Source organism: Burkholderia sp. KL41 (assembly GCF_057005415.2).
Genome location: NZ_CM174447.1, coordinates 86,286 through 110,005, shown reverse-complemented (window position 1 = coordinate 110,005; position 23,720 = coordinate 86,286). Strand labels below are relative to the sequence as shown.

General features: G+C 68.1%; 23 protein-coding genes and 1 pseudogene. 9 read left to right on the top strand and 15 right to left on the bottom strand.

The features are described 5' to 3' along the window. The first annotated feature begins 3 nt into the window (after positions 1 to 3). Entirely contained in the window at positions 4 to 741 is a 738-nt protein-coding gene (gene hutC, locus PQB87_RS18130) for a histidine utilization transcriptional repressor HutC (RefSeq protein WP_048023760.1), read from the top strand. 104 nt (positions 742 to 845) lie between these two features. Here the strand turns inward: hutC and PQB87_RS18125 are convergent, their stop codons facing one another. Both PQB87_RS18125 and PQB87_RS18120 read right to left on the bottom strand, forming a co-directional pair. After that, positions 846 to 1,694, bottom strand: a complete 849-nt coding sequence (locus tag PQB87_RS18125; RefSeq protein WP_059553171.1) for a phytanoyl-CoA dioxygenase family protein — start codon at positions 1,692 to 1,694, stop codon at positions 846 to 848. Between the two features lie 39 nt (positions 1,695 to 1,733). Next, positions 1,734 to 2,537, bottom strand: a complete 804-nt coding sequence (locus PQB87_RS18120) for an ABC transporter substrate-binding protein (protein ID WP_048023756.1) — start codon at positions 2,535 to 2,537, stop codon at positions 1,734 to 1,736. A gap of 464 nt (positions 2,538 to 3,001) precedes the next feature. On the opposite strand from PQB87_RS18120, the gene PQB87_RS18115 reads away from it, so the two are divergent. Together PQB87_RS18115 and PQB87_RS18110 are read left to right on the top strand one after the other, a co-directional pair. After that, positions 3,002 to 3,481: a helix-turn-helix domain-containing protein gene (locus PQB87_RS18115; protein WP_489243437.1), complete on the top strand. Its 480-nt coding sequence runs from the start codon at positions 3,002 to 3,004 to the stop codon at positions 3,479 to 3,481. A 28-nt stretch (positions 3,482 to 3,509) separates the two neighbouring features. After that, positions 3,510 to 4,166: a nucleotidyl transferase AbiEii/AbiGii toxin family protein gene (locus tag PQB87_RS18110; RefSeq protein WP_489243436.1), complete on the top strand. Its 657-nt coding sequence runs from the start codon at positions 3,510 to 3,512 to the stop codon at positions 4,164 to 4,166. Here PQB87_RS18110 and PQB87_RS18105 read toward each other — a convergent pair. Next, entirely contained in the window at positions 4,088 to 4,762 is a 675-nt protein-coding gene (locus tag PQB87_RS18105) for an ankyrin repeat domain-containing protein (protein ID WP_489243435.1), read from the bottom strand. The two genes, PQB87_RS18110 and PQB87_RS18105, sit on opposite strands and share 79 nt — an antisense overlap. Before the next feature lie 222 nt (positions 4,763 to 4,984). Between PQB87_RS18105 and PQB87_RS18100 the strand changes: the two genes are divergently transcribed. After that, entirely contained in the window at positions 4,985 to 5,848 is an 864-nt protein-coding gene (locus PQB87_RS18100) for a LysR family transcriptional regulator (RefSeq protein WP_059523154.1), read from the top strand. 113 nt (positions 5,849 to 5,961) lie between these two features. Here PQB87_RS18100 and PQB87_RS18095 read toward each other — a convergent pair whose 3' ends face one another. The 3 genes from PQB87_RS18095 to PQB87_RS18085 all read right to left on the bottom strand — a co-directional run bounded on the left by PQB87_RS18095 (position 5,962) and on the right by PQB87_RS18085 (position 8,983). Next, on the bottom strand, positions 5,962 to 6,447 hold the full coding sequence (locus tag PQB87_RS18095; protein ID WP_489243434.1) for a nuclear transport factor 2 family protein: 486 nt from the start codon (positions 6,445 to 6,447) through the stop codon (positions 5,962 to 5,964). 67 nt (positions 6,448 to 6,514) lie between these two features. Then, positions 6,515 to 7,699, bottom strand: coding sequence for an amidohydrolase family protein (locus PQB87_RS18090; RefSeq protein WP_489243433.1), 1,185 nt, complete (start codon positions 7,697 to 7,699; stop codon positions 6,515 to 6,517). Between the two features lie 84 nt (positions 7,700 to 7,783). Beyond that, a complete protein-coding gene (locus PQB87_RS18085) occupies positions 7,784 to 8,983 on the bottom strand; it encodes an amidohydrolase family protein (RefSeq protein ID WP_301862921.1) in 1,200 nt (399 codons plus the stop codon). A gap of 539 nt (positions 8,984 to 9,522) precedes the next feature. Here PQB87_RS18085 and PQB87_RS18080 point away from each other — a divergent pair. Next, positions 9,523 to 10,170, top strand: coding sequence for an outer membrane lipoprotein (locus PQB87_RS18080; RefSeq protein ID WP_027790262.1), 648 nt, complete (start codon positions 9,523 to 9,525; stop codon positions 10,168 to 10,170). A 215-nt stretch (positions 10,171 to 10,385) separates the two neighbouring features. Here PQB87_RS18080 and PQB87_RS18075 read toward each other — a convergent pair whose 3' ends face one another. From PQB87_RS18075 to PQB87_RS18065, 3 genes are all read right to left on the bottom strand, one after another. Continuing rightward, entirely contained in the window at positions 10,386 to 11,777 is a 1,392-nt protein-coding gene (locus tag PQB87_RS18075; RefSeq protein WP_489243432.1) for an amino acid permease, read from the bottom strand. A 106-nt stretch (positions 11,778 to 11,883) separates the two neighbouring features. Further along, complete coding sequence (locus PQB87_RS18070) at positions 11,884 to 13,134, bottom strand: NAD(P)/FAD-dependent oxidoreductase (RefSeq protein WP_489243431.1); 1,251 nt, start codon at positions 13,132 to 13,134, stop codon at positions 11,884 to 11,886. Positions 13,135 to 13,165: 31 nt separating this feature from the next. After that, positions 13,166 to 13,519: a RidA family protein gene (locus tag PQB87_RS18065; protein WP_489243430.1), complete on the bottom strand. Its 354-nt coding sequence runs from the start codon at positions 13,517 to 13,519 to the stop codon at positions 13,166 to 13,168. Between the two features lie 299 nt (positions 13,520 to 13,818). On the opposite strand from PQB87_RS18065, the gene PQB87_RS18060 reads away from it, so the two are divergent. Both PQB87_RS18060 and PQB87_RS18055 read left to right on the top strand, forming a co-directional pair. Further along, the gene (locus tag PQB87_RS18060) at positions 13,819 to 14,454 is read left to right on the top strand and encodes a helix-turn-helix domain-containing protein (protein ID WP_489243429.1); all 636 of its coding nucleotides are present in this window, start codon (positions 13,819 to 13,821) and stop codon (positions 14,452 to 14,454) included. A 164-nt stretch (positions 14,455 to 14,618) separates the two neighbouring features. Beyond that, positions 14,619 to 15,128 carry a GNAT family N-acetyltransferase gene (locus PQB87_RS18055; RefSeq protein ID WP_113044862.1) on the top strand — a complete coding sequence of 170 codons (510 nt, stop codon included), beginning with the start codon at positions 14,619 to 14,621 and terminating at the stop codon, positions 15,126 to 15,128. A 75-nt stretch (positions 15,129 to 15,203) separates the two neighbouring features. Here PQB87_RS18055 and PQB87_RS18050 read toward each other — a convergent pair. Both PQB87_RS18050 and PQB87_RS18045 read right to left on the bottom strand, forming a co-directional pair. Further along, positions 15,204 to 15,407, bottom strand: a pseudogene (locus PQB87_RS18050) (endopolygalacturonase); the annotation flags it as partial. 254 nt (positions 15,408 to 15,661) lie between these two features. Then, positions 15,662 to 15,937, bottom strand: a complete 276-nt coding sequence (locus PQB87_RS18045; RefSeq protein ID WP_489243428.1) for a hypothetical protein — start codon at positions 15,935 to 15,937, stop codon at positions 15,662 to 15,664. Between the two features lie 127 nt (positions 15,938 to 16,064). Here PQB87_RS18045 and PQB87_RS18040 point away from each other — a divergent pair, with 127 nt between their 5' ends. Beyond that, positions 16,065 to 17,423, top strand: coding sequence for an aspartate aminotransferase family protein (locus tag PQB87_RS18040; RefSeq protein WP_489243427.1), 1,359 nt, complete (start codon positions 16,065 to 16,067; stop codon positions 17,421 to 17,423). A 188-nt stretch (positions 17,424 to 17,611) separates the two neighbouring features. Here PQB87_RS18040 and PQB87_RS18035 read toward each other — a convergent pair whose 3' ends face one another. Further along, positions 17,612 to 18,796: a M20 aminoacylase family protein gene (locus PQB87_RS18035; RefSeq protein ID WP_489243426.1), complete on the bottom strand. Its 1,185-nt coding sequence runs from the start codon at positions 18,794 to 18,796 to the stop codon at positions 17,612 to 17,614. 49 nt (positions 18,797 to 18,845) lie between these two features. Then, positions 18,846 to 20,078 (bottom strand): diaminopropionate ammonia-lyase, encoded by a 1,233-nt coding sequence (locus PQB87_RS18030; protein WP_489243425.1) that lies wholly within the window; start codon positions 20,076 to 20,078, stop codon positions 18,846 to 18,848. Positions 20,079 to 20,258: 180 nt separating this feature from the next. Here PQB87_RS18030 and PQB87_RS18025 point away from each other — a divergent pair, with 180 nt between their 5' ends. After that, the gene (locus PQB87_RS18025) at positions 20,259 to 20,735 is read left to right on the top strand and encodes an Lrp/AsnC family transcriptional regulator (RefSeq protein WP_027790255.1); all 477 of its coding nucleotides are present in this window, start codon (positions 20,259 to 20,261) and stop codon (positions 20,733 to 20,735) included. A gap of 83 nt (positions 20,736 to 20,818) precedes the next feature. Here PQB87_RS18025 and PQB87_RS18020 read toward each other — a convergent pair whose 3' ends face one another. Beyond that, positions 20,819 to 22,543: a tannase/feruloyl esterase family alpha/beta hydrolase gene (locus PQB87_RS18020; protein ID WP_060067987.1), complete on the bottom strand. Its 1,725-nt coding sequence runs from the start codon at positions 22,541 to 22,543 to the stop codon at positions 20,819 to 20,821. Positions 22,544 to 22,571: 28 nt separating this feature from the next. Then, on the bottom strand, positions 22,572 to 23,711 hold the full coding sequence (locus PQB87_RS18015) for a porin (RefSeq protein ID WP_027790253.1): 1,140 nt from the start codon (positions 23,709 to 23,711) through the stop codon (positions 22,572 to 22,574). Positions 23,712 to 23,720 lie beyond the last annotated feature (9 nt).

The window sequence follows — 23,720 nt, the reverse complement described above, 5'->3', positions numbered from 1 at the left end:
CCGATGGTCACGAAGGCCACCGCACCGTTCCAGCAGATCAAGACGCTCGTTCGCCAGAACGTCGACTCGGGCGACTGGCGCCCCGGCGACCGCATTCCGTCCGAGCTCGATCTCGCCGCGCAGTTCGGCGTCGCACGCATGACGGTCAACCGCGCGCTGCGCGAGCTGACCGAGGAAGGCGTGCTGAAGCGCATCGCGGGCGTCGGCACGTTCGTCGCCGAGGTGAAGCCGCAGTCGAACCTGCTGATGATCGCGCACATCCGCGACGAAATCCGCGCGCGCGGGCACGAATACCGCTGCCGCGTGCTGAGCCAGTCGAGCGAGCCCGCGTCGTTCGACGTCGCGGCCGCGTTCGGCCTGCCGGTCAATACGCCGGTTTTTCACGTGGTGTGCGTGCACGAGGAAAACGGCCGCCCGATCCAGCTCGAGGATCGCTACGTGAACCCGGCCGCCGCGCCCGGTTTCATCGACCAGGATTTCCAGGTCGAACCGCCGTCCGAGTACCTGTACAACAACGTGTCGCACTACGAACTGGAAATCGAGCACGTGGTCGATGCGTCGCTGCCGACCGGCGAACAGGCGCGGCTGCTCGACATGCGCGCCGACGAGCCGTGTCTCACGCTCACGCGCCGCACCTGGACGAACGGGTTGCCCGTCACGTTCGTGCACTTCCTGCATCCGGGCAACCGCTACCGGCTCGGCTCGCGCTTCAAGCCGGGCGCCGGGCGCCACCCGACCTGATCCTTCGTCACACACCCTTCGTCAAACACCGGCCCGCACAAAAGCGCGCGGCGGCCGTTTCGTCAGAAAACGGCCGCCGCGTCGTTCACGCCCGCCCGCCGGCGTCAAAGCGCGCCGGCCTGCCCCGCGCCACGCGACCACACGACCGGAAACAGCGGGTGGTCGAGCGGTGCGCCATCGGGCAGTTGCTCCGCGAGCCCGGGGAAATCGGGCGACGTCTTCCAGCGGCGCGGCGCGTGACGGACATCGTCGCCGACGAAGCGGATCGAGAACGCGCGCCGACGGTTCTGCGTACCGCCCGACGCGTGCAGCGTGAGCATCCGGAAGCACACCATGTCGCCGGGCTCGAGCGCCCAATGGCGGATCGGGAAGGCCGCGCGGTCGCCTTCGATGTCGGGCAGGTCCGCGAGGCTGCCTTCCGGAAACCACTTCGCTTCCTTGTCCATGAACGTGCGCGGCATCAGCCACGGCCCGCGATGCGAGCCCGCGACGAATTCCAGCGTCGATTCGAGCGGCACCGGATCGACCGGAATCCACATGCTGACGTTGTCGTCGCCCTCGATGTTGTAGTACGGCTGGTCCTGGTGCCACGGCGTGCGCTGCCGCGTGCCGGGCTCCTTCACGAGCAGGTGGTCGTGATGGAGCCGCACGTTCTCCGTGCCCATCAGCGCGGCGGCCACCGACGGCGCGGGCGAGCGCACGATGAAGTCGCGATACGCGTCGTTGTGCTGCCAGTTGCAGAAATCCTCGAAGAACCAGCCCGGATCGTCGGGCCGGCTCGCGACTTTCGCGCGCGGGCTCGGCTGCGCGAGATTCGCGTCGATGCCGGCGCGCAGCGCGGCGACTTCGTCGGGCGAGAAGATGCCCTTGATGCAGACCGCACCTTCCTCGCGGAACGCGGCGATCAGTTCGGGCGTCACGGCTTGCGCGACGCGATCCTCGATACTCGTCATGGTGTGCCTGTCGATTGAATGAATTGCGGAGTCACCGAATCACGGTGCCGAAGTCAGCTGCTGCTTCGCACCGTAGATGTCGAAGTCGAAATATTTCGCGGCGATCTTCTGGTACGTACCGTTCGCGCGGATCGCGACGATCGCGTCGTTCAGCCGCTTCTTCATCGCGTCGTCGCCCTTGCGCACGCCCATCGCGACGCCGTAGCCGGTGATCCGCACGTCGGTCACGTCAGGGCCCGCGAACGCATAGCCCTTGCCGCGCGGCGTCTTCAGGAACGAATAGCCGGCCTGCGTCTTGTCCTGGAAGGTCGCGTCGAGGCGGCCGTTGACGAGATCCTGGTACACCTGGTCCTGGTTCTGGTACGAGACGATCGTCACGCCCCTGGTCGCCCATTCGGCCTTCGCGTACGCCTCCTGCGTCGTGCCCTGGTCGATCCCGACGCGCTTGCCCGCGAGCGACGCGGCGGTCGGCAGCAGCTTCGAGCCGACCGGCGCGACGAGCGCGCCCGGCGACGCATACAGCTTGTTCGAGAAGTCGATCTGCTTGAGCCGCTCGTCGGTGGCCGTCATCGCGGACATGATCACGTCGAACTTGCGCGCGCGCAGCGCCGGAATCATCCCGTCGAAGCCCTGCTCGACCCAGACGCACTTCGCACGCAGCTGCTCGCAGATCGCATTGCGCAGGTCGATGTCGAAGCCGGCGAGCGAGCCGTCGGGCTGCTTCGCCTCGAACGGCGGATACGTAGGGTCGATGCCCCAGCGGATCGTCGACGTGTCCTGCGCGAACGACACGAGCGGCGCGAACGCCAGCGCGGTAACGAGAAGCTTTGCAGTGCGGTTCATGGCGTGTCCTTGATGGTCTCGACGCGGCGCGCGAGCGCCGGCGTCCGGTGGGGGGCGTTGCGCCGGAACGCCCGGCGCGGTGCGCGAAAGACTGGGACTTCGATGAAACTGCGATGCAGTCTAGACCGCTCAAATTTCGAGCGCAAGCAGGGGGAAGGCAGAATGCGCGGATTAAGGTCAGGAGACTGCGAGAGGCCGGAAATGACGCCCTAAACACATGCACATCGCGTGGATTTACGAGATTTTCGGGTGTTTACCCTAGGAGACGCGCGCCCGCCACAGGGCGCGTTTTTCCGGATTTCCGTGAAATAACGATGTCTATACAGGCATCACCCGATTCCGCTCCGGCGGCATCGACGACGCGTCCTATACCGCAAAAGACAATGCTCGGAGACACTTGGCCACCCCTGCATGTAAGACATACTTTGCATTCACGCGCATCGAACCTGCGCCGGGAGGTCAACGTGCAACTCTACGAAATCGGTCAGGCCGTTGCGAAACGGAGGGCGGAACTCGATCTCACACAGGCCCAGCTTGCCAAGCTCGCCGGACTGTCCCGGTTCACCGTCAACCAGCTCGAAGCCGGCAAGGTCAAGGATCTCGGCATCAACAAGCTGATCCCGTTGCTCAGCGTGCTCGGCATCGAACTCCTGGCATTGCCGCGACAGGCTCACAACGGCCTTTACAAGGCCGTTGTGAGCGCGAACGTCAGCTACAAGGGCGAATTGACCGAACGCTTGCTGGCCGACGCGTTGATCACCGGACACATTCCGGAAGGATACGAATCGCAGTTCTCCGTCATCCTCGACGAAGTGCCGTTACCTGTTGTGGTGCAAGCAGCCGAGGAGGCTGCGGAGCGCTCGGGCACTCCGCTTCGGACCATCTGGAAAAACCTGGCGGCATGGTCGAAGGATCTTCACCTGTATCGGGAGGTATGGGCATGACTGCACCAATCGCGTTGCCCGACGGCCCGTGGCAAGGCCTTTTTCGTCACGCCGTGACGCTGGTGACGAGATACGCAAGCACGGCACGTCGAATCCGTTCTGGACGTTCGGTGGAGGCACGGTTCTCATGCTGCGCCACGGCCATCGCGTCAGCAAGGATGTCGACATCTTCGTACCCGATCCGCAGTATCTCGGGTACGTGAATCCCCGCATCAGCGACGCTGCATCCGACATCACGACGCACTACGAAGAACATGCTGGTTTCGTGAAGCTGGTGCTGCCCGACGGCGAAATCGACTTCGTAGTCTCCCGAAATCTGATGTCTCCCGGCTACGACGAATGGATGCTGATGGATCACGTCGTCAAGGTCGAGACTTCCGCGGAAATCGTCGCCAAGAAAATGTGGCACCGTGGCGATCGCCCGACCGCGCGGGACCTGTTCGATTTGTGTCTGGTCATCGAGCGGGAGCCTGAGAGCCTGATGGAAGCCGGACCATTTCTCGTTCGGCATCGCGATACGTTTTTGCGCCTGCTCAACGAGCATCGCGCCTTCGTCAAGTCGCGTTTCGACGGCATCCGGACACTCGGCTACACGCCGTCGTTCGACTATTGCGTCGAACTGGCCGAAGCATTCCTGCGGAAACTTCCCGGCGGCATGCCCGAACAAAAGTCTCGCGGCCGCTGAACCCTACCGCGCCGCCGCGCATGCCGCAGCGGCGTCTCGCCGTTCGAATCCGCGAGATCGACGTCCGCGTGCCCGTCGACGAGCAGTTGCACGATCCGCACATAACGCTCGCTGCCGTCGCCGAGCATGATCGCCTCCAGCAGTGCGGTCCAGCCGAGCCGGTTCACGTGGTCGACGTTCACGCCCGCGTCGATCAGCGTGTGCACCGTCTCCACATGGCCGCGCGCCGCTGCCGGAATCAGCGCGGTGCCGCGATACCGGTTCGTGCTGCTCAGGTCGGCGCCGTGCGCGAGCGTCATCCGCAGGATGTCGAGATGGCCGCGCGCACCGGCGTACAAATACGGGCTGTCCTGGATCGCATCCTTCGCGTTGACGTCCGCACCCGCGTCGATCAGCACGCGCGCCGCCTCAACGTGATTGCCGTGCGTCGCGAGCAGCAGCGCCGTGCGGCCCTGCCCGTCGCGCGAATCGATCGGCGCGCCGCGTTCGAGCAGCGTGCGCACTTCGCCCGCGTCGCCACGGTCGGCCGCGCTGCGCAACCGGCACTCGAGCGTGCCGCCGTCGGCGGCGGCCACGGCCGACGTGAGCGTGATCAACGCAAACGGGCCGGTGATCGCGATCCGTTTGAAAAACGTCCGGCGTCCTCCTTGCGTGCGGCGCGCGCCGAGCCGGTGGATTCGATCCGTCAGTCACCCCCGCGACACCACCTGACGCCCCGCCGGGTCCGGCGAAACCGCGATTGCCCACGGCATCCGGCCATGTTAAAAGTCGTCGCACGCATTTGAAAATGAAATGCCCGAATCCACAGAAGTGCAGAAATGAATAGACCCCTGTTCGACATCGACCTGCTGCGCGCGCTCGTGATGGTCGCCGACTGCGGCAGCTTCACGACGGCGTCCGCGCGCCTGCACTCGACGCAGTCGACGGTCAGCCAGAAGGTGCGCCGGCTCGAGGAAATCGCCGGGCATCGCCTGCTCGACCGCGGCACGCGCGACGTGCGGCCGACCGACGCGGGCGTGACGGTGCTCAGCTATGCGCGGCGCATGCTCGCGTTGAACGACGAGATGCTGGAAGCGCTGTCGGGTGCGACGGTCGCGCTGACGATCCGGCTCGGCGTGCCCGACGATTTCGCGGCGGGCCGCACGACGCATGCGCTCGCGGCATTCAAGCGCGAGCATCCGCAAGTGAAGCTCGAGGTGATGTGCGGGCTGAGCCGCGACATCAGCGCCGCATACGACCGCGGCGAACTCGACCTCGTACTGATCAAGCAGCGCCGCGACAGCCGCGAGGCCGTCGTGCGCTGGCCCGAGAAGCTGCGCTGGATCGACAGCGCCGCGCATCCGTCGATCGATCTCGACCCGGTGCCGATCGTCGTGTTTCCGCCGCGCGGGCTCTATCGCGACGACATGATCAAGGCGATCGAGGAACGCGGCCGCCGCTGGCGGATCAGCTTCACGACGTCGAGCCTGAGCGGCATCCAGGCCGCCGTCGCCGACGGGCTCGGCATCAGCGTGCTGCCCGCACGCGTGGTGACGGACGAGCACGTCGTGCTGACCGCGAAGCAGGGTTTCGCGCCGATCGAACACATGGACATCGCGATCCTGCATCGGCCGACGGCCGACCCGATGGTCAGCGAACTGACGAAGGCGCTCGCGGCCATGCTGGAGCACGAGGAGCAGTAGGAAAGAGAACGCCGGATGCGGCAAGCGAGCGGACGCCGCGACGCCGCCGGCACGGCCGATGCGACGCGCTCGCGCTCGCGCGCGCGTCGGCACGTCCGCGCGCCCGATCCCCGTCAGAACATCGTGTTCCCGTTCGCGGCCTGCTCGGGCACGGGTTGATTGACGTCCCAGTGCTCGACGATCTTGCCGTTCTCGAGCCGGAAGATGTCCATGATCGCGCTGCCGCGCGTGCCGGGTTCGCGCACCGCGTGCACGTGCAGGATCACGTAGTCGCCGTCGACGAACGAGCGCTTGATCTCGCTGTGCGACCGCGGATACCTGTCGCGCAGGAACGCGACGAATTGGCGGAAGCCGTCGCGGCCGTCGGCCGCGTTCGGGTTGTGCTGCACGTAACGATCGCCGACATACGCGAGTGCGGCGTCGGCATCCTTCTCGTTCAGGCCTTTTTCATAGAACGCGAGCACCGTGCGCCGGTTCGCTTCCTGCTGCGCGTCCGTTCGCGTGTCCGTCGGCCCGGCCGCCACCGCATGCGCGGCGCTCACGGCGAACAGGGCCGCCGCCATCCATCGTGCGGCCCGTGCCGCGGTCGTGCGTCGCATCGTCTTCTCCCGGGAAATCCGGCTGAAAACCGGATCATACCGGGGCGATGCTTCACCCGGGTTTCACTCAGACCAGCGCGCCGTTACGCACCACGATCTTCCCCGACGACACGACGAGCCGCCGCACCGGCCGTGCGACGACGGCCTCGGCGAACGTCAGCGCGTCGACCAGCACGACGTCCGCGCGGCTGCCCGGCTGCAGCCCGTAACCATCGAAGCCGCAACCGCGCGCCGCGCCGTGCGTCACGCAGTCGAGCGCGACCTCGAGCGCGTCGTCGCGGCGGAAATCGTTGCGCATGCCGATCAGCATCGCGCGTTCGAGCATGTCGGGCGACCCGTACGGCGTCCACGTATCGCGCACGCCGTCGTTGCCGCCGATGACCGTCACGCCCGCCGCACGGCACGCGGCCACCGGCGGCACGGGCACCGCCGCCGGCGCGGTCGTGACGAGCCCGACGCCGAGTTCCGCCATCCGGGCAAGCAGCGCATCGCGCTCGCGTTCGGCGATATCGCCCAGACAGAACCCGTGGCTGATCGTCACCTGGCCCTGCATGCCGTGTGCCGCCGTGCGCTGCAGGATCAGGTCGAGCGAATACGCGCCCATCGAGCCGCGCTCGTGCAGGTGGAGGTCGAGCCCGCGGCCATGGCGTTCGGCGATCGCGAACAGCACGTCCACCGCCTCGACCGGATCGCCTTCGATCGCGCACGGGTCGAGCCCGCCGAGCAGATCGGCGCCGGCGGCGAGCGCGTCGGACAGCAGCGCGTCGGTGCCCGGCCGCTTGAGCACGCCCGATTGAGGAAACGCGACGATCTGGATTTCAACCTGCCCGCGCAGCGTCTCGCGTGTCGCGAGCACGCCGTGCAGATGCCGCAGCCCGGCTTCGGTATCGATGTCGACGTGGGTGCGGATACGCGTCGTGCCGGCCGCGAGGAATGCACGCGCCAGCGCGAGCGACGCGACGCCGGCGTCGTGGCCGCTCGTCGCGCGATAGTGGCGCTCGTTCTCGATCCGGTCGACGAGGCGCGGGCCGACCTGGTTGCGATACCACGGCATCCCCCAGTGCGTCTTGTCGAGGTGAGTGTGGCCTTCGACGAGGCCGGGCAGCGCGAGCGCCCCCGCGCCGTCCTCGATCGCGCAGCCGGCGGGTGCGTCGAGCGACGGGCCGATGCGCGCGATGCGATCGCCTTCGATCAGGATGTCGAGCGCGGCGTCGGCGCTCGGGCGGACGTTGCGGATCAGCAGGTTCGTCATGTCGGTTCCGGTGTGGTCAGTCAGTGCAGTCAGTGCGGTCAGTGCAACGCGGCACGGCGCGTGCCGTGCCGCCGGCCAGGTCGGTCAGCGCGTGAAGCGCAGCGCAGGGGCGAACGGCGCGCCCGTGTCGCTTTCGCCGCGGCGGAACACCCAGCGCTCGGCCGGCACGCCCGCGACGGCCGCCGCCGCATTCGGCGCACGCACCGCGACGAACGTCGCGTCGCAGCCGACTGCGATTCCATAGTTCTCCTTGCCGATCACACGCGCGCCGGCATGCGTCGCCATGTCCAGCGCGATGCCGAGCGCTTCGTCGGTGTAGAAGCCCGACCGATAGCCGACCATCATCGCGCGCTGCAGCATGTCGCCGTTGCCGTAGGGCCACCATGCGTCGCGGATGTTGTCGTTGCCCGCGATCACCAGCACGCCCGCGTCGCGCAGCGGCTGTACCGGCGGAAACGCGCAGTCGCCCGGCGCATTCGTCAGGATCGACACGCCGGCTTCGGCCAGTGCCGCCGCGGTGCGCCGCACGTCGTCGTCGCTCACCTGGCCGAGCGCGTACGCATGGCTCACGTTCACGCGCCCGCCGAGCCCCGCCGCGCGCGTGCGCGCCGCGATCCGCAGCAGTTGCGCGATGCCCGTCTCGCCCGGCTCGTGCAGGTGGATGTCGATCTTCGCGCCGCGCTTCTCGGCGATGCCGAACACGATGTCGAGCTGGCCGTCCGCGTCGCCGTCGAGTGTCGTCGGGTCGATCCCGCCGACCACGTCCGCGCCCTCGCGCACCGCTGCGTCGAGGATCTCCGCAGTGCCGGGGCACGTGACGACGCCGGCCTGCGGGAACGCGACGAGTTCGATATCGACGATGCCGCGCCATTGCTCGCGCGCGGCCATCACGGCCTGGAGGTTCGACAGGCCCGTCGTCGCATCGACGTCGACGTGGCTGCGCATCGCGACCGTGCCGAACGCGGCGGCCTGCGCGATCAGCGCATTCGCGCGCTCGACGATCGGCGGCGCGGCCGCGAGCTGGCGCTTCTCGACCGCGAGCCGCTCGCGCAGCGTGCCGACCGTTTCGTGCGGCACCCAGCGATCGCCGACGAAGCTCTTGTCGAGGTGGATATGGCCATCGACGAAACCGGGCAGCACGACGCGGCCGTCGAGGTCGATCGTTTCCGCGCCGGGCGCGGCCGCACGATCGGCGCCGATCGCGGTAAAGCGGCCGTCACGGACGACGAGGTTGATGGGCTGGCCGCCGGCATCGACGGCGTTGATGAAGATACGATCGGTCATGGCTCGGAATGTGGGGCGGTCGCGGCACGTCATCGGCGCGGACAGGGGAAGGAACCGCAGCCGGCCCGGCGCGAGCGTTGGCAGGGAATCCGGCCACGATATCCGACGGCGCCGGCAGAGGCCAATTAAATGTCGCGATGCCGCGCATTCGATTTCGCGATGCGCGGCGCAAACGCCGTGCCAGCCACGTGCGGCTGCGGGGTCCGATCTCGTCGGCGACGGCCCGCATGCCGATGGCGCGTCGGGTGACGTCGCCGACGCCGAAGTTTCGCGCGCCGGCATCGAGGGGCCGACTGCCTCGCAGGATAAGCCGCCGGACCGCTGTCGATCCGCGTCATCGCAGTTGCCGAACGGGCGCCGCCGCCCTCGCCGGGCATTGCGCGATCGCCCCGCCCGGGCGGCGATTTACGCGGCAACAGACTTTACACGTTGTTACCCGGCCGCACCGGACGCGCCACCCGCCATTCCTTATACTCACGCCGAGTTCGCCACCCGTCCTGGCATTCGTCGGCGAACCCGTTGCCGATGCAGGAATCATCATGATGCGCATGCCTTCCACGAAGACCGTTCTGTTCGCCTCGCTCGTCGCCGTCGCGGCGCTTCCGCTGACCGCCTGCGTCGCGCCGGGTTACTACGGCGCGCAGCCGGGCTATCCGCAGCAACAGCAATACGCGACGCCCGGCTACGCGCAGCCCGCGTATTCGCAACCGGGCTACGTGCAGCAGCAACAGCCGTATCCGAACCAGGCGCCGCAACCGTACGACCAGTACGGCAACCAGCAGCAATACGGGTCGCAGCCGTATGACCAGTACGGCAATCAGCAGCAATACGGCAACGGCTACGGCACGCAGTACGGCACGGTCTCGAACATCCAGCCGGTCAACGGCTCGGTCGGCCCGTCGGGCGTGGCCGGCACCGTCGTCGGTGCGCTGGTCGGCGGCCTGGTGGGCAACCAGTTCGGCCGCGGCCACGGCCGCGATGCGGCGACCGTGATCGGTGCGCTCGGCGGTGCGGTGGCCGGCAACCAGATCGGCCAGCAGATGGGCGCCGCGCAAGGCCCGAGCAGCTACCGGATCGACGTGCAGGTCAGCGACGGCACGATGCGCTCGTTCGACGTGCAATCGCCGGGCAACCTCCGGCCGGGCGATCGCGTGCAGATCAACGGCAACCAGCTGGCGCGGTATTGATTCGGATGCGGTGCGCCTGACCTGATCGGGCGCATCGTCGCGCGTTTGACGTCGGGGCCGGTTCGGCGCGACGGCGTACCTGCTTCACCCCATCCTCATCCTTCGTGCCGGCGCGGCGCACATGACGCACGCGCCGGCATCCGCCTTCAGCGCACCCGGCGCACGACCGCGCCACCACTCACACGCTCCGACATCCGCGCCCCCGAGCCTGGCCGTCACACCCGCTCGACCCCGAGCCCGACCCGCGTCGACCGCGCGGCCGCCTGCAGATGCCGCGACCGCCGGTAGACGATCGTCATCACCACCATCACCGCCGCACCGGCATACAGCGACCCGCGCGTCGACGGATCGACGCCGAGCATCACGAACACGAACGCGACGAACACGAGACAGATCCACGACGTGACCGGCGCGTACGGCAGGCGGAACGCGACCGTCTCGCCGCGCGTGGCCAGCACGCGCCGGAACCGCATGTGCGTCAGCACGATCATCGCCCAGATCACGGCCACGTCGAACGACAGGAACGACATCAGCCAGCCGAACACGCGCGCGGGCATCACGTAGTTCAGCACCACGCCGACCGACATGAACAGCACGGTCGCCCGCACCGCGCGCGACGGCGACCCGCTGGCGCTCAGCGCCGCGAACGACGCGGGCGCGAGGCCGTTGCCGGCCATGCTCGACAGCATGCGCGCGCCGCTGAACACGATGCAGTTGAAACTCGACAGCGCGGCCGTCACGACCACGAAGTTGACGATGCCGGCCGCCTGCCGCAGCCCGAGCGATTCGAACGTCGTCACGAACGGGCTGCCGTGCGCGCCGAGCTCGTGCCACGGATACAGTGCCATGATGATGAACAGCGCGCCGACGTAGAAGATCAGGATGCGCCACAGCACCGAGTTGATCGCGCGCGGGATCATCTTCTGCGGCTCGCGCGCCTCGCCGGCCGTGAGGCCGATCATCTCGACGCCCGCGAACGAATACGCGACGATCGGCAGCGCGCTCACGACCCCGAGCACGCCGTGCGGAAACACGCCGCCGTGCCGCCACAGGTTCGACAGACCGACCGGCTCGCCGTGATGGCCGATCCCCGTGAACACGATCAGCGCGCCGCCCGCGATCATCAGCACGATCGTCACGACCTTCACGATCGCGAACCAGAACTCCAGCTCGCCGTACACCTTCACGTTGAGCAGGTTGAACGCCGAGATCGCGGCGATCGCCGCCACGACCCACAGCCACTGCGGCACCTCCGGAAACCAGAAGCCCATGTAGATGCCGATGGCGGTCGTCTCCGCGACGCCGACACCGACCATCAGCAGCCAGTAGCTCCAGCCGACCACGTAGCCGGCGTACGGCCCGAGGTATTCGAACGCATACGCGCCGAACGAGCCGGATACCGGCCGGTGCACGGCCATCTCGCCGAGCGCGCGCATGATCAGGAAGATCATCGCGCCGCCGATCAGGTACGCGACGAGCGCGCCGGGCCCGGCCGCCTTGATCGCGGACGCCGAGCCAAGGAACAGGCCGACGCCGATGGCCATGCCGAGGGCCATGAACGAAATCTGGCGCGCGCCGAGCTCGCGCCGCATCGTGTGCTGTTGCATGTCGTCTCCAGTCGTTGATCGTCGCGGCAAGCCGGATGGGCCGGCCGCTGGACGGAGCGGCCGGCGTCGTGTGCCGGCCGCCCTGCTGCAGCGCACGGACGCCGGTTCAGCGCCCGTGCAGAAAACGTTCGACGCGAAACGGCGCCGGATCGACGAACGGCTGCGTGCCGGTCATCAGGTCGGCGATCAGCCGGCCGGTCACGGGGCCGAGCGTGAAGCCGTGATGCGCGTGCCCGAACGCGAACCACAGATCGCGGTGGCGCGGCGCCGCGCCGATCACGGGCAGCATGTCGGGCGTGCAGGGCCGGCGGCCGAGCCACGGCGTGCCGTCGACGCGCGCGCCGAGCGGAAACAGCTCGCGCGCGACCGGTTCGACGGCGGCAAGCTGGGACGGCGTCGGCGGCGTGTCGCGATGGCCGAGCTCGACGCCGGTCGTCAGGCGGATGCCGCGTGTCATCGGCGTGATCAGGAAGCCGCTGTCGGCGTCGAGCACGGGCCGGTTCAGCCGCGCGCCCGGCTGCGGCGCGTAGTGCATGTGATAGCCGCGCTTGACCGCGAGCGGCAGCGTGTAGCCGAGCCGCTCGCACAGCAGGTCCGACCAGGGCCCGAGCGCGACGACCGCCGCGCGCGCGTCGACCGGGCCTTGCGCGGTATCGACGCGCCAGCCGTTCGCGGCCGACAGCGTCAGCGCGTCGCCGGTCAGGATGCGGCCGCCGAGTTGCTCGAAGCGGCGCGCATAAGCGGTGACGAGTGCATTCGGATCGCTGATCGAATCGGAGCCCGTGTAACGCAGTGCGCCGATCAGCGCGCGGCTCAGGTTCGGTTCCGCGTCGCGCAGCGCGGCCGCATCGAGCGCATCGAAGGTCACGCCGTATTCGGCACGCCAGCGCTCGGCGTCGCGCGTTTCGGCATCGCGCGTCGCGGCCGTGCGGAACACCTTCAGCCAGCCGCCTTCGCGCAGCAGTGCGCCGGCGCCGGACGCTTCGATCAGCGCGCGATGCTCGGTCACGCAATGTTCGATCAGCGGCGCATACGCGCGCGCGATCTCCGCATGGCGCGCCGGATGCGAATTGCGCCAGTAGCGGTACAGGAACGGGATCAGCTTCGGCAGCGCGCCGACGTGATAGCGGACATCGGGCGCGCGGTTGCACGCGTATTTCAGCAGCGTGCCGAAGCCGCGCGGAAACGCATACGGGTACACGCCTTCGCGCTGGATCAGCCCGGCGTTGCCGAGCGACGTCTCGTTGCCGGGTGCCTTGCGGTCGACGAGCGCGACCGACAGGCCGCGCTGCTGCAGGTGAACGGCGACGGATACGCCGATCATGCCGCCGCCCAGGACAAGCGTGTCGTAGGTCATCGGGAGCTCCTCGCGGCGGGCGGCGCCGGCGTCAGGCGAGCGCGGTCACGGCGATCTCGACGTCGAGACCGGGCTTCATCAGCAACGCCTGCACGCACGCGCGGGTCGGCGCGTGGCCGGCCGGCACCCAGGCGTCCCACACCTCGTTGAACGCGTCGAAATGCGCGGCGTCGCTGAGCCATACGTTGGCCGTGAGCACGCGCGTCTTGTCGACGCCGGCCGACGCGAGCAGCGCGTCGATGCGCGTGAGGATTTCGGTCGCCTGTACGGCGATCGGCGCGCCGGCCGTATCGGGCACCTGGCCGGCCAGATGGACGATGCCGTTCGCGATCACGACCTGGCTCATGCGTGCGCCGGTCTGCAGACGTTTGATTTCACTGGACATGGATTGCACCTTCACGGGCCCGGCCGCGACCGGCCGGGGAAATGACTGGAAAGACCGCTGGCGTGCGCAGGATCGGGGCGCCGCCGCACGGGCGGGCTGTGCCGATTCGGACACGATTCGTACACGTGTCGCGCACGTGTCGTTCAGGCCGGCCGCACCGGCCGCGCGAGTTTCGCGTCGTCCGATGCTAGAGTGGCCGTCACGCCGACCGTCGGCGCTTTCGACGAAAATTATCATATACGAGAAAATTTATTCTCGTATACGACAAAACCCGTATTCACGTCGCGCCCTGTATCCGCATGCCCAAATCCACCGTTCCCGTTCCGCCGCCCACCGACACCACGCCGCAACTCGACCACCAGACAGTCGGCGCGCGGCTGCGCGACGCGCGCAAGTCACGCGGCCTGACGCTCGCGCAACTGTCCGAGCGTTCCGGTATCGCGGTGTCGACGATTTCGAAGGCCGAGCGCGGCGACATTGCGCTCACCTACGACAAGTTCGCGGCGCTCACGCATGCGCTCGCGCTCGACTTCGACACGATGTTCGGCCGGCCCGCGCCCGCCGGCGCGATGACGCCGTCGTTCACGCCGGCCGGCCAGCAGATGGTCTACGACACGCCGAACTATGCGTACGGGATGCTCGCGAACGACCTGACCGGCAAACGGATGGTGCCCGTGCGCGGGCGGATCCATGCGCGCAAGCTGTCGGACTTCGCGGACTACATCCGGCACAGCGGCGAGGAGTTCGTGTTCGTGCTGAGCGGCGAGCTGGAACTGCGCTTCGAGAACGGCCACGCGTACCGGCTCGGCGCCGGCGACAGCCTGTACTTCGACAGCGCTGTCGGGCACGTGTACCTGAGCCTCGGCGACACCGATGCCGAGGTGCTCGCGTGCTGCGTCGACGGCGACGCGCGACGGCCGCGCGACGCGATCTGAACGCAACGGCGCGGCCACGGCGAGCGATACGCGGAACGCGGAACGCCGACACGCGCGATCCGGATTCCTATTAGGATTAGTACGATGCATTCCGCGGCCCTATCGGTCATAGCGGCCATAGCGGCCCGCTCCGGCATGCACGACCCTCAACCGGAATCCCCTCGATGACGATCACGACTCGCCTGCTCGACGCGGCCGACGCCGCCCGTTTCCAGACCGTTCGCCTGCGTGCGGTCGACACCGCGCCCACGTCTTTCCTGCCGACACCCGACGAAGAATCGCAGGTGCCGGTCGACGAATTCGCGATACGCATCACGCCGACCCACGAACGTGCCGTGTTCGGCGCATTCGACGGCGATACGCTCGTCGGCATCACCGGCGTGCGCCGCGATGCGCGCGCGAAGATCGCGCACAAGGCGACGATCTGGGGCGTGTTCGTCGATCCCGCCTATCGCGGGCAGGGCATCGCGCAGACGCTGCTCGAAAGCGCAACCGCGCATGCGGCGCAGGCGTGGCAGTGCAAGCAACTGATGCTGTGCGTAAACGAGGTCAACGGCACCGCGGAACGGCTATATGCGTCGCAGGGATTCGTCCGGTTCGGCACGGAACCGCGCTCGCTGTTCGTCGACGGGCGGTTCTACGACGAACACCACATGGTCAAGACGCTGGCTTGACGCGTTCAATCAGGTTCGCGGTCGCGTGCATCGACCGCGGCACGCGAATGCCCTTCACCTTCATCTCACATCACGTCACCGTTTGTCGGTGATCGTCGTATTGACGGCCTGCGTGGCGATCGTCACGTTCGTCAGCGTCAGCGCGCTCACGTTGAAAGCATGGATCGGCCCCGGCGACGTGACCGTCGGCGTACCCGACGCGACCGGCGTGCCGAAGTCACAGTCGCTGATCGTCTCGCCGGAGATCGGCTGCACGGCCGGCACAGGCGGCGTGCCGTTGTTCAGTGCATGGGGTATCGACACGTCCGGCGGCAGATCACGAGTGATACGTCGTCGCATCACGACGCGCAGTCTAAATGCGATCAAAACAGGACACGCATTTGTCGCTTACCCCGTTTTTACCGAACCGGCCCGCTGAATGTGTGTGCCCACTCACATCGTCGAATGCGCTGTTAGAAATACGTTGTCGTATGTTTATGCGCAAAAACTTCAACTGAAATGCCCCGGCTGACACCGTCCGCCGGGGCAACGACCTACTCGCCGGCAGCCGCTACCGCACCCGTCGCCGGCTCGCGCCCAGCCGAAGCAGCCGGTTCGAACACCAGCACCAGATCGCCGTGATCACTCCCGTTGGTCGAGGTCGCCCCGCTGACGACCGGCACATGGGCGCTGACTTTCAAGTTGCGGGTTTCGTCGTAGCCGTCAAAGCCGTCGTGCCCGGGCTTGACCAGAATGATCGTGCGAGCGGCGCCGGATACGATTTCCGCGTCGCCTGTCTTGCCCGTCAGCACACCCCTTGCGTCGGCCATGTCGTCGCGACCGTTCGACAGCCGCAGCGGATATTCGCGCGCCCCCTCGCCTCGGTAATTCCGCCTCTGTTCAGCCCCCTGCCGGCCGCGCTATCGTTTCTCCTTCTTCACAGCCCAGGAGCTGCCTTTGCCTTCCCGCCACGGAGTCGACCTCATCCGCGCCCGCGCGCTGTTCGATCGCGAGCGCCAAGCGTTCACCGAAGCCATGCCGGTCTCCCGCGCGCTGTCCGCGGAAGCATCCGAGCACTTGCTGTTCGGCGTGCCGTTGCACTGGATGCAGGACTGGTCGACGCCGTTCTCGCTGTATGTGAAGGAGGCGCGCGGCGCAACGTTCACCGACGTCGACGGCCATCGCTACGTGGATTTCTGCCTCGGCGATACGGGCGCGATGTTCGGCCACGCGCCCGAACCTGTCGCGCGTGCGCTCGTCGAACAGGCGACGCGCGGCTACACGACGATGCTGCCGAGCGAGGACGCCGCATGGGTGTCGCGCGAACTCGCGCGCCGCTTCAAGCTGCCGATCTGGCAGTTCGCACTGAGCGCGAGCGACGCGAACCGCTTCGTGCTGCGCTGGGCGCGCGCGGCCACCGGCCGCAACACGATCGTCGTGTTCAACGGCTGTTATCACGGCACGGTCGACGACGTATTCGTCGATCTCGTCGACAGCCGCCCGGTGCAGCGCGACAGCCTGCTCGGGCAAGCCTACGACCTGCTCGCGAACACGCGCGTCGTCGAATTCAACGACCTGGCCGCGCTCGAAGCCGCATTGAAGGATGGCGACGTCGCGTGCGTGCTCGCCGAGCCCGCGATGACGAACATCGGGATGGTGCTGCCCGACCCGGGCTTCTGGGCGGCCGCGCGCGAACTGACGCGCCGCTACGGCACGCTCCTCGTGATCGACGAGACGCACACGATCAGCAGCGGCCCGGGCGGCTACGCGGTCGCGCACGATCTCGAACCGGACATGCTGGTGGTCGGCAAACCGATCGCGGGCGGCGTGCCGTGCGCGGTGTACGGGTTCAGCGCCGAATTCGCGGAACGCGCGAAGCAGGCGAAGCTGAACGCGCCGCCCGGCCATTCGGGCATCGGCACGACGCTCACCGCGAACATGCTCGCGATGCATGCGATGCGCGCGACGCTGGCCGAAGTCGCGACCGACGCCGCGTATGCGCACATGTTCGAACTCGCCGCGCGGCTGGCGACGGGGCTCGAGCAGGCGATCGCGAAACACGGGCTGCCGTGGTGCGTGACGCGTATCGGCGCGCGCACCGAGTTCCAGTTCGCACCCGTGCCGCCGCGCAACGGCACGATCGCCGGCGCGCAACTCGACAGCGAACTCGAGCACATCGTGCACCTGTACCTGCTGAATCGCGGCGTGCTGATCACGCCGTTCCACAACATGATGCTCGTGTGTCCGCAGACTACCGCCGAGGACGTCGATCGGCTGGTCGCGCAGTTCGACGCGTGCCTGGGGGAACTGGTATGACGCGGTGACGTTCGCGGCGGATACGCATCGTGCGGGCACGGCGCTGTCGGTGTGCTCGCGATGCGCTGCCGCGTTGCGGAGCCGCTCGTGTCGCTCGTGTCGCTCGTGTCGCTTGTGTCGCCGAACGGCAAAGCGGCCCGCCATCAGGCGAGCCGCTTCCCGTGATACGTCAATCGCGCGACGACACGTTACACCGCCCGCAACGCCCGCCGCGCCACTTCCGCGAAATACCGCGCGCCCACCGGCAGGATCGCGTCGTTGAAGTCATACGTAGCGTTATGCAGCGGCACGCCGCCGAGGCCACCCGCTTCACCGTTGCCGATGAACACGAAATTGCCGGGTACCGCCTGCAGGAACGCGCCGAAATCCTCCGAGATCATCATCGGCTGCACGTCGGCATTCACCGCCTCCGCGCCCGCGACCTCCGCCGCGGCCCGCACCGCCGTGTCGACCCACTCCGGCGAATTCACCGTCGGCGCGAACTCGTGCGTGTACTCGAACGTGCACGCCGCGCCGTGCGTCCGGCAGATCCCTTCGCTGATCTCGCGCATCCGCGTTTCCAGCAGCGCCTGCACGTCGCGCGAATAGCTGCGCGTGTCGCCCTTGATCGTCACCGTCGACGGCAGCACGTTGCGCAGCCCGTCGGTGATGAACTCCGTGCAGGAGATCACCGCCTGCTGGCCCGGGTCGAGATTGCGCGACACGATCGTCTGCAGCGCGAGCACGACCTGCGCGCCGATCACGATCGGATCGATGCCCATGTGCGGGCGCGCCGCATGCGTGCCGCGCCCGTCGATCCGGATCACGAAATTGTCCTCGCTCGCCATGATGCCGCCGGCGCGCGTCGAGAAGGTGCCCGCACGCATGCCCGGCATGTTGTGCGCACCGAAGATCGCGTCGACCGGGAAGCGCTCGAACAGCCCGTCGGCCATCATCGCCTTCGCGCCGCGGCCATGCTCCTCGGCCGGCTGGAAAATGAAACGCACCGTCCCGTCGAAATCCTTGCGCTCGGCCAGCAACCGTGCCGCACCGAGCACCATCGACATGTGGCCGTCGTGCCCGCACGCGTGCATCTTGCCCGGCGTGCGCGACGCATGTTCGCGGCCCGGCGCGTGCTCGGCGATGTTCAGCGCGTCCATGTCCGCGCGGATGCCGATCGCGCGCTTGCCGGTGCCGGCCGTCAGGTTCGCGACGAGCCCCGTACCGCCGATCCCGCGATGCACGTCGAGCCCGAGTGCCGTCAGGATGCGCGCGACGTAGTCCGACGTGTTCACTTCCTCGAAACCCGTCTCCGGATGCTGGTGCAGGTGGCGGCGCCAGGTCTTCAGTTGCCCCTGCAGCGTGCTTTCGTCGATTGCGTCGATTGCGTCCATTGCGTTTGCCTCGTCGGTCATAGTCGGTCGTCGTGGGTCGTGATGTCGTTCAGGCCGCCACCGTCGCGCGGTCCAGCCAGTCGCGCTGCCGCGCGAGCACGGCGTCGGCCGCCTCGCCGACGCAGCTCCGGTACACGGACGGTGCCGTCGCGCCTTCCGTATTGATCGCCAGCACGCGCGAATGCGCGTCGAGCCCCACCTGCCGCGCGCGTGCCGGGTCGCGCATCAGCACGTCCAGCCCCGCGATGCCGGCCGCGCCCGATTCGCCGGCCACGACCGGCACGTCGCGTTCGCTGCCGGCCGCGAGGCCGCGCATCGCCTGCACCGCGTCTTCGTCGTCGATCAGCATGAAATGGTCGATGCACATCTCGAGGAAATCCCACGCCAGCGGCGACGCCTCGCCGCACGCGAGCCCGGCCATCACCGAATCGACGCTGCCGGTCGCCTTGGTGGCACGCCCGGCCAGTGCACTCTGGTACAGGCAGTCGGCCTGGCGCGGCTCGACGACGATGAAATGCGGCCGCTCCACGCCGTCGCGCTCCCACAGATAACTCGCGACACCCGCGGCGAGACCGCCCACGCCGCCCTGCAGCAGCACATGCGTGAACGGCCGCCCGTCGTCCCGCGCCGCCTGCGCGGCGGCCTCGGCGGCGATCACGCCGTAGCCCTGCATCACGTCGCGCGGAATCGCTTCGTAGCCGTCGTACGACGTATCCGACACGACGTACCAGCCGTTCGCCTGCGCGAGCTGTGCCGCGCAGACCACCGATTCGTCGTAGTTCCCCGCGATGCGCACGATCCGCGCGCCGTACGCGGAGATCGCGCGCTCACGCTCCGCGTCGACGTTCGCGTGCAGCACGATCACGCACCCGCAGCCGATCGCGCGCGCGGCGGCGGCGAGCGCGCGGCCGTGATTGCCGTCGGTCGCGCTGATCACCGTCAGGTCGGCCAGTTCGGACGCATAGCGGCCGGTGACGAGCCCTTGCGGATCGAGATCCTGCTGGCGGCGCAGCCGCTTCACGAGCCGCACCAGCGCGATCGGCGCGCCGAGCGCCTTGAAGCTGCCGAGCGGCGAGCGGCACGACTCGTCCTTCACGCTGACGCTCGCGACGCCGAGCCGCGCGGCGAGATCCGGCAGCATGCGAAGCGGCGTGTGCGCGTGGCCGACGAGCGGCCAGTGCGACAGCCACGCGCCGCTTTCGTCGGCCGACGCGATGTTCATCACGCGTCGCAGCGCGTGGGGATAGGCGGCGCGCGATGCGCGGGGGTTGGCGATCAGCATGGCGAAAGGCTCGGGAACAGGGCCGCGCCGGCGGCCCGTCGGGTGGATCGGATCGGGCAAGCGCGGGTTGCGCTCACCGTCGGTCCGAAAAATAATATTTCGCATCGCGGTCAATAAAATCGCCGAATCGACCGCCCATACGCAAAAATTTCTCATTCTTCCGAGGTTTCACGCACCATCATGACCACCCCACTCGATGCGTTCGATCGCAAGCTGCTGATGGAAATCCAGCGCGACGCGCAGACGCCGCAGAGCGAACTCGGCGCGCGCGTCAACCTGTCGACCGCGGCCGTGAACCGGCGCCTGAAACGTCTCGCGGACGACGGCGTGATCGAGCGCTACACCGCCGTCGTCGCACCGGACAAGGTCGATCATCCGCTGACGATCGTCGTCAACGTCGAGGTCGAAAGCGAGCAGATCGACCAGCTCGACGCGATGAAGCGTGCGTTCGAGCGCTGCCCGCAGATCCAGCAGTGCTACTACGTGACGGGGGAATGGGATTTCGTGCTGATCGTCGCGGTGCGCAACATGGATCAGTACAACGCGCTCACGCGCGAGCTGTTCTTCGCGAACAACAACGTGAAGCGGTTCAAGACGCTGGTGAGCATGAGCCGCGTGAAGGTCGGGCTCGAGGTGCCGGTCGATCCGGGCGAATGAGTGAGTGAATGCGTGTGCGATTGCACACATGAAGCGGCCGGCACGCGATCGCGCGCACCGGCCGTTTCCCATCGACGGCTACGTCAGCGGCAACTGAAGCTCGCCGCCGAATTCACGTCGCCTGAACCGTTGTAGCGCGCCACCTGCGGATACGGGCACAGCGGGCGCGTGCGACCCGCGCCCCATGACGCCGGCACATCCGCACTCGGCACCGCGTTCGTCGCGTCGCGCGCGGCGGCCACCACCGTAGCGGGCGCCTGCCCCTGCTCGACCCACGCGACGAGCGGCGTCAGCAGGTCGAACTGGTCGGCCGCCGGCCCGCCCGAACAGTGGTTCATCCCCGGCACCGGATAAAGGCGCGCGAAATCCGACGCATCGCCGCCGTTCGCCTGTGCGAGCCGCGCATACCAGTCACGCGTGTCGTCGTACGAGAACACCGGGTCGCCCGTGCCGTGATAGACGAGCAGCTTCGCGCCGCGTGCCTTCAGCGCGGACAGGTTCGTCTCGTCGGGCGGCGTCATGAACGTCCACGCGGATTGCGTGTACGTACCGTTCGTCGCGAAGATCGCCGGTGCGTCGTTGTCCATGTCGAAGCCGAGCGCGAAACCGGGCAGGTTCGCGAGCGTCGCGGTACTTTTCGGCGGCGTCGTGAACGTGAACGCCATCGCGGCCGGATCGAGCGTGATCGAATTCGACTGCTTCCACGCGGCCCAGCCGCCACCGGCAATGCCCGGGTCGTACGGAAAACCCGCGTAGAGCGCCGTACCCGCGCTGTTGCGTGCGCCCGTGAACACGTTCTCGAGCGCGGTCTTCTGTGCGGGCGTCAGGCAGGCGCCCGTGCGCGTGCCGTTCGCGCAAGTCGGGACGTCCGACTCGACGCTGAAGTGCGCCTGGCACGCGGCCACGTCCTGCACCATCCCGTCGGCCGCGCCGTCGAGCGCATCGCATTTCTCGAGGATCTTCGCGCCGACGAACTGCCGCTCCGCGTCGGTGAAGCCGCTGCGGATGTCCGGCAGCCCGTTCGTGCCGGTCGCCGAGGCGATCTTCGCGAACTGCTGCGCGCCGTACATCTCGCCGATCGCCGCCTTCGGCAGATGAAAACCCGGATCGCCCGCGATGATGCCGTCGTAGTCGGCCGGGTTGCGCACGGCGGTGACCATCGCGTGACGGCCGCCGTTCGAGCAGCCGCCGAAATAGCTGCGGTCGGGCGCCTTGCCGTACGCGAGCCGGATCACCTGCTTCGCCATCGGCGTGAGCGCGTCGACCGCACCGTAGCCGTAGTCGATGCGCGCCTGCGGATCGAGGCCGAACAGCGGATTCTGCGCGGCACTGTGCCCGGAATCCGAACTGATCACCGCGAACCCCATGTTCAGCGCATCGTTCAGCGGCCCGCCGCCGCCGATCTCGCCGGTCGCGGTCACGACATTGCCGTCGAGCCCGCCGTTCGCCTGGTAGAAGAAGCGGCCGTTCCACGCCTTCGGCAAGCGCATCTCGAAGCCGATCGCGTAGGTCTTGCCGTCCACCGCGCTCACGCGCTGGTTCATCTTCCCCTCGATCACGCAGTGCTCGGCGACCGGCTTGCCGGCCACCGTCAGCGCGCCCGCGGCCGCGGTCGTCACCGACGTGAACGACGTGTTCGCATACGCGAGCTTCGCGGCGAGCGCGTCGCAGGTCTGCGTCATCGCGGCCGGCGTCGCGGCGCTCATATGTGTCGGCGTGGCGTTGACCGAATCGTCGCCGCCGCACCCGGCAAGCATCGCCGCCGCGGACAGCGGCGCAATGCAAAGGAATGCAGATTTTCTGTTCAAGATATCCCTCGTTCGTCAGGCTGCCGAATCAGAACATGTGCCGCACGCCGACCATCGCGCCGAGCTGCCCCATCCCTTCGCCGGGCGTCGTGCCCGGCCCGCCGCCGCTGACGGCGTAGCGCGCATGCGCGCTGTTCCACAGATACGACGATTGCGCATAGACGGCCGTGCGCTTGGTCAGCAGATAGGTCGCGCGCAGCGTGGCCATCGTCGCGCGCGTGTCGTGCGCGCTGTTGACGATCCGGTAGCCCTCGCCGTCGACGACGAAATCGGGCTTCACCGCATACGACGCGCCGACGAAGAACAGGTCCGAATGCGCGCCCGGCGCGGCCGGCGAACCGGTCGACACGCGCCGCCCGATCCAGCCCGCGCCGATCCGCGCGCCGGCCGCCTGCGCATACGCGCTCACATGCGTGCGTGCGTCCTTGCCGCCGCTGCTCGTGAAAGGAACCGGCGCCACGCCATCGAAGAAGTTGGCGGCCGCGCCGGTGCCGCCGCGCTGCTCCTCGTACGACGCCGCCGCACCGAAATACGCGCTGTCGTACTTGAGCATCACCGACCAGTTGCGACACTGCGTGGCGTCGCCCGGCACCTGCCCCGCGCACGTGCCCTGCCCCGGCGAGTTGCCGGTGCCCGCGCCGTCGCGGCCGAACGAATACGCGGCGCCGAGCGTCACGCCGCGATAGGTGCCGACGTAGGTCACCGCGTTGTCGGAGCGGCCGTTCGGCACGTACGCATCGAACGAACCGAGCCCGTAGATGTCGGGGCCGATGATGTCCGCGCCCTGCAGCGCGAGATAGGTCATCGTGTACTGGCGGCCGAACGCGAGCGTGCCGAAGCCGCCCTTCAGCCCGACGAACGCCTGCCGCCCGAACAGCCGGCCGCCCTGACCGAGATCGCCGCCGCGCACGTTGAAACCGCTTTCGAGCGTGAACACCGCCTGGTAGCCGCCGCCGAGATCCTCGGTGCCGCGCAGGCCCCAGCGCGACGGCAGTTCGCCCGTCACGCCCGGCATGCGTACCACGTGGTCGCCGGCCGCGTTCGCGTGCGACACGAACTCGACGCCCGTGTCGATGATCCCGTACAGCGTCACGCTCGACTGCGCGTGCGCGCCGGTCGCGGCCAGCGCGCATGCGCCGGCCGCCAGCAAGGCTTTGGTGTGCTTCATGGTGTTCGT